The organism is Tahibacter sp. (genome assembly GCF_035481375.1).
Classification (GTDB): Bacteria; Pseudomonadota; Gammaproteobacteria; order Xanthomonadales; family Rhodanobacteraceae; genus Tahibacter.
In genome coordinates this window covers 1-4,975 of sequence record NZ_DATIGT010000253.1, presented here as the reverse complement: position 1 = coordinate 4,975, position 4,975 = coordinate 1, and the positions used below count along the sequence as shown (strand labels likewise).

Annotated in this window: 6 protein-coding genes; 5 read left to right on the top strand and 1 reads right to left on the bottom strand. The window is 70.1% G+C overall.

The window, feature by feature from the left end:
• Positions 1-872, top strand: an 872-nt coding sequence (locus tag VLF18_RS16590; protein WP_325280741.1) for a mitochondrial fission ELM1 family protein, incomplete at its 5' end; no start/stop codon positions are given.
• 1 nt (position 873) lies between these two features.
• Here VLF18_RS16590 and VLF18_RS16585 read toward each other — a convergent pair.
• Positions 874-2,013 carry an NAD-dependent epimerase/dehydratase family protein gene (locus tag VLF18_RS16585; RefSeq protein WP_325280740.1) on the bottom strand — a complete coding sequence of 380 codons (1,140 nt, stop codon included), beginning with the start codon at positions 2,011-2,013 and terminating at the stop codon, positions 874-876.
• Positions 2,014-2,076: 63 nt separating this feature from the next.
• Between VLF18_RS16585 and VLF18_RS16580 the strand changes: the two genes are divergently transcribed.
• Genes VLF18_RS16580 through VLF18_RS16565 form a run of 4 tightly spaced genes read left to right on the top strand, consistent with a single transcriptional unit; the run spans position 2,077 to position 4,943 of the window.
• Positions 2,077-2,247 carry a hypothetical protein gene (locus tag VLF18_RS16580; RefSeq protein WP_325280739.1) on the top strand — a complete coding sequence of 57 codons (171 nt, stop codon included), beginning with the start codon at positions 2,077-2,079 and terminating at the stop codon, positions 2,245-2,247.
• A 35-nt stretch (positions 2,248-2,282) separates the two neighbouring features.
• Positions 2,283-3,611: a Xaa-Pro dipeptidase gene (pepQ, locus tag VLF18_RS16575; protein WP_325280738.1), complete on the top strand. Its 1,329-nt coding sequence runs from the start codon at positions 2,283-2,285 to the stop codon at positions 3,609-3,611.
• Positions 3,612-3,664: 53 nt separating this feature from the next.
• Positions 3,665-4,366, top strand: coding sequence for a hypothetical protein (locus tag VLF18_RS16570; protein WP_325280737.1), 702 nt, complete (start codon positions 3,665-3,667; stop codon positions 4,364-4,366).
• 13 nt (positions 4,367-4,379) lie between these two features.
• Positions 4,380-4,943, top strand: coding sequence for an ECF-type sigma factor (locus VLF18_RS16565; protein WP_325280736.1), 564 nt, complete (start codon positions 4,380-4,382; stop codon positions 4,941-4,943).
• Positions 4,944-4,975: the final 32 nt, after the last annotated feature.

Sequence of the window (4,975 nt, the reverse complement as noted above, 5' to 3'; positions counted from 1 at the left end):
CGGCGCCGTGGTCGTGGCTCGCTCCGCGCCTGCTGGCCGGCGCCCGCGCCGCGCTGCCGGCGGCGCAGCGCAGCCAGTTCGTCGCGCCCTGGCCGGGCATCGCGATCGGTTGCGGCCGCAGTGCCGCGCTGTTCACGCGTGCGCTGCGGCGCTGGAGCGACGGCCGCACGTTCACCGTGCAGATCCTCGATCCGCGCATAGCGCCGGCCGAATACGACCTCGTCGTCGCGCCGCGGCACGACGGCCTGGCCGGCGCCAACGTGCTGACGACGCTGGGTTCGCTGAATCCGATCGACGACGACTGGCTCGCCGACGGCGCGGCCGCGTTCCCCGACCTCGCCGCCCTGCCCGCGCCGCGGCGCGCGGTGCTGATCGGCGCGAGTCATCGCGACGTCGCGATCGACACGCAGTACTGCGTCGCCGTCATCGAAGCGTTCGCCAAGCAGCACGAGCGTCACGGCGGCAGTTTTCTCGTCACGACGTCGCGGCGCACGCCGGCGCCGCTGAGCGACTATCTGCGCAGCGCCTTCGCCCGCTTTCCCGGCCTGTTCTGGAGCGGCCTGCACGACGGGCCGAATCCCTACGCGGGATTCCTCGCCCACGCGCAATCGATTTTCGTGACGCCCGACTCGGTCAACATGCTGTCGGAAGCCTGCGCCGTCGGCGTGCCGGTCCACAGCTGGTGGGCGCAGCCCGTCCGCGGCAAGCTCGGCCGGCTGCACGAGGCGCTGCTGCAGAGCGGCCATCTGCGGCTGCTCGGGCAGCCGGCCGCCGAAGCGAGGCCGCCGCCGTTGCGCGAGACGGCGGCGATCGCGGCCGAACTCCTGCAACGCCGGCGCGCGCAACGCGACGCGCGCGCCGACGGCCGGTGAGTCAGCCGGCGCTTTCTCGCTTCTTCCACAAGGCCAGAAGTTCCTTCTCTCGTTCGACGCTCAGCCCGGCCTTGCGCGTGTTGCGGCGTTCGGCGGGCTGCTCGTTCCACCAGGCCAGCGTGTCGCGGACCGTCGCATCGAGCGGCCGACAGGTCAGGCCGCGCCCGCGCGCGCGAGCGGTGCTGCGCTGCGCGAAGCCGGCCGAGTCGCCGTCGGCCGGAATCCAGACCGGCAGGTCGCTCCACGGTGCGACCTTGTTGGCCTGCAGGAACGCCGTGTCGACCCAGGTGAGCTGCGCGTCGGATTTCAGCGCGCCGCGCGTGCGCTGCAGGAAGTCGCGCATCGTCAGCGCCTGCGCCGGACCCGTCGCGTTGAACGTGCCGAACGAGCGCTGCTCGGCCATGCGTATCGTCCACTCGGCGAGATCGCGCGCGTCGATGAACTGCACGGGATCGGCGCCGCCGCCCGGCGCGAGCACGTCGCCGCCGCGCGCGATGCGGTCGGGCCAATAGGTGAAGCGATCGGTTTCGTCGCCGGGACCGACGATGAGACCGGGCCGAATGACGGTCGCGCTGTCGCCGAACCAGTGGCGGACCTCCTGCTCGGAACGCGCCTTCAGCGGCCCGTACAGCGCCAGGTTCGCTCGCAGCGTGTCCTGCGTTTCCTGCATCGGATCGGCGCCCTCGTACGCCGCGAGCGCCGCGGTCTCGTCGGCGCCGGGCATGTCGTTCGCCGCATAGACCGAGATCGTCGAGATGAACACGTACTGCCCGACCTTGCCCTTCAGGACCTTTCCCGCATCGCGTACCCAGAACGGCAGCGTCGTCGGATTGTCGATGCAGACGTCCCACTCGCGGCCTTCGAGTGCGGCGAGGTCGCCGGTATTGCGGTCGCCGTGGAGTTCCTCGACCTCGCCGGGCCATTCCTTGCTGCGTCGTCCACGATTGAACAAGGTGATCTTGTGGCCGCGCGACAGCGCGTAGCGCACCTGATGCGGCCCGATGAACCCCGTGCCGCCGAGGATGAGAATGCGCTGCGGCTGCTTCGGTGCTTCCGCGTGCGCGTCCGGCACGAGGCCGCGCGCGGTCCAGGCGGCCGCGGCAGCGGCGGTCAGTTGCAGCCAGCGACGACGATCGATCATGGGCGAACTCCGGTACGAAGGAACACGTCAGCCACGGCCGGGGCAGACGGACGCGAGGCGCGCATGGCGGCGATCCTCGCGCAACAGCCGGACGTGGACGTGTGCCGGATTGCAGGGTTCGGCGACGGCGGTCGCCGGCGCCGGTCCGGGAGCCCGGAAAAAAAACGGACGCGGCCGACACACGGGCGGCACGGCGGCAAACGCGCGCGCATTCGCGACGCGCCGACCGCCTGAGGCACAATCCGGCCACTTCCGCGCCGGAGCGCCCGATGCCGACTGCCCTGCTGAGCCAGCTCTACCCCGCCCATCTGGCCACGCTGCATCACCGCGCGAGCGTCGCGCTGGAGCGCGGCGGGTTCGATCATCTGGTCATTGCCGCGGGGCAGCCGCGCTATCAGTTCCTCGACGACATGCCGTATCCGTTCCAGGTCAATCCGCATTTCAAGCACTGGCTGCCGGTGACGAAGGCGCCGGGGTCGTGGATCGTCGTGACGCCGGGACAACGGCCCAAACTGATCTATCTGCAGCCGCACGACTACTGGCACGTCGTGCCCGACGTGCCGGCGGGCTACTGGGTCGAGCATTTCGACATCGTCATCGTGCGCGAGGCACGCGAAGCCGCGGCGCATTTGCCGGGACAGGTCGAACGCTGCGCGATACTCGGCGAGGACGTTGCGGCGGTCGGCGCGCACGTGCCGAACAACCCGCAGGGCGTGCTCGATTACCTTCATTACCACCGCGCCTGGAAGACCGAATACGAACTCGCGATGATGCGCGTCGCCTCGCATCTGGGCGCGCGCGCGCATCGCGCGGCCGAGGCGGCGTTCCGCAGCGGCGCGTCGGAATACGGCATCCACATGGCCTATCTCGGCGCGGCGCGCGAGACCGAGAACGAGCTGCCTTACGGCAACATCATCGGCCTCAACGAGCACGGCGCGGTGCTGCATTACATGAATCTCGAGCGCAATCCGCCGCTCGTTTCGCATTCGCTGCTGATCGACGCGGGCGCGAGTTTCCACGGCTATGCCTGCGACATCACGCGCACCTACGCGGGCAGCGACGCGGCCGGGTTCGCCGAACTCGTCGGCGCGGTCGATCGCGCGCAGCGCGGTTTCTGCGACCGCGTGCGCGCGGGCCAGAGCTATCCCGAACTGCACGTGCACGCCCACCATGTGCTCGCCGGCATCCTGCGCGAGCAGGGCTTCATCCGGATGAGCGCCGAGAGCGCCGTCGAATCGGGCGTGTCGGCGACGTTCTTCCCGCACGGCCTGGGCCACTACATCGGCCTGCAGGTGCACGACATCGGCGGCTTCCAGGCCGGCGAGGCCGGTGGCGCACTGGCCAGGCCCGACGGCCATCCGTACCTGCGCCTGACCCGCACGATCGATGCGGGCCAGGTCATGACGATCGAACCCGGCATCTATTTCATCGACATGCTGCTCGCGGAGCTCAAGCAGAAGCCGCAGGCCGCCGACGTGAACTGGGACAAGATCGCCGCGTTCCGCAAGTTCGGCGGCGTGCGCATCGAGGACGACGTGGCCTGCACCGCGGAAGCGCCGGAAAACCTGACCCGCGATGCGTTCGCCGCGTTGAACTGATCAGATCCGGCGCCAATTCGCGATAGCACGGGAAACGGGGAGTTCCGAACGGCATGCGCGAACCGGTACGCGTGTTCAACCGCTCCAGGGAAGTCGAGCGTCATCGCAAGCTCATCGAGCGCCTGCATTCGCCGCGCCTGCAGATGGCGTTCATCGCGGCGCTGACCGGCGCCAGCGGACTGCTCGCCTCCTACCTGCTGCGCATCGGCGGGATGTCGTCGATGGCGCTGCGCTATCCGCTCGCGGTCGCGGTCGGCTACCTCGCATTCCTGTTCTTTCTCTGGGTCTGGCTGCGCTGGGGCGACGGCGACCCGAGCAGAGCCGAAGAAACCGTCGACGCGACCGACCTGGGCATCGAGATCGCGCGCGGCGGCGATTCGGTCGACACCATGTCCCACGCCGCGGACACGTCGTCCGACGGCGGCGGCTTCGATGTCGACGTCGGCGACGGCGAAGGGGCGATCATCGGCGTCGTCATCGTTGCCGCAATCGCGTTGCTGACGGCGCTTTTCGCGGTGTTTTCCATCGTTTCCGCAGCCCCGGTGCTGTTCGCCGAGCTGCTGGTCGACGCCGCGCTCGCGGGCGGGCTCTATCGTCACGTGCGCGGCATCGACCGCGACCGCCACTGGCTGAAGACCGCAGTCGCGCGGACGTTCTGGCGCTTCGCCGCGGTCGCGGTGGTCGCCGCCGGCGCGGGCTGGGCGATCGCGCGCGCGGTGCCCGGCGCCGATTCGATCGGCGCGCTGCTGCATTGAGCCCGCGACCGCCATGGAAACGCCCGCGATCACCGACATGCTGCAGCGCTGGCGCGCCGGCGAGGCCAATGCCGCCGACGCGCTGATGCGCGCGGTCTATCCGATGCTGCGCGAGATCGCCGAGATGCGCCTGCGCCGCCACGCGCGCGGCGCGACGCTGCAGCCGACCGAACTCGCCAACGAAGCCTATGCGCGGCTGCATCAGGCGCGCGGGTCCGGCTGGTCCGATCGTGCGCATTTCTTCGCGTTCTCCGCGCGCGTGATCCGCAACCTGACCGTCGACTACCTGCGCGCACGCGACGCCGAGAAGCGCGGCGGCGACTGCGTGATGCTCGCGCTCGACGAGATCGACGAGCCGCTGCCGGTCGGCGACGTCGACGTGATCGCGATCGACGGCGCGCTCACGGAACTCGAACGCGAAGACGCGGACGTCGCGCGCGTCGTCGAGCTGAAATTCTTCGCGGGCATGAGCACCGATGAAATCGCCGAAGCCTGCAGCGTTTCGCGCGCGACCGTCGTGCGCCGCTGGCGCTATGCGCGCGCCTGGCTCGCCGTGCGCCTGAACGCGACGTCCTGACTGCCGCGACCGGTCTCGCCCATGTCCAGCCC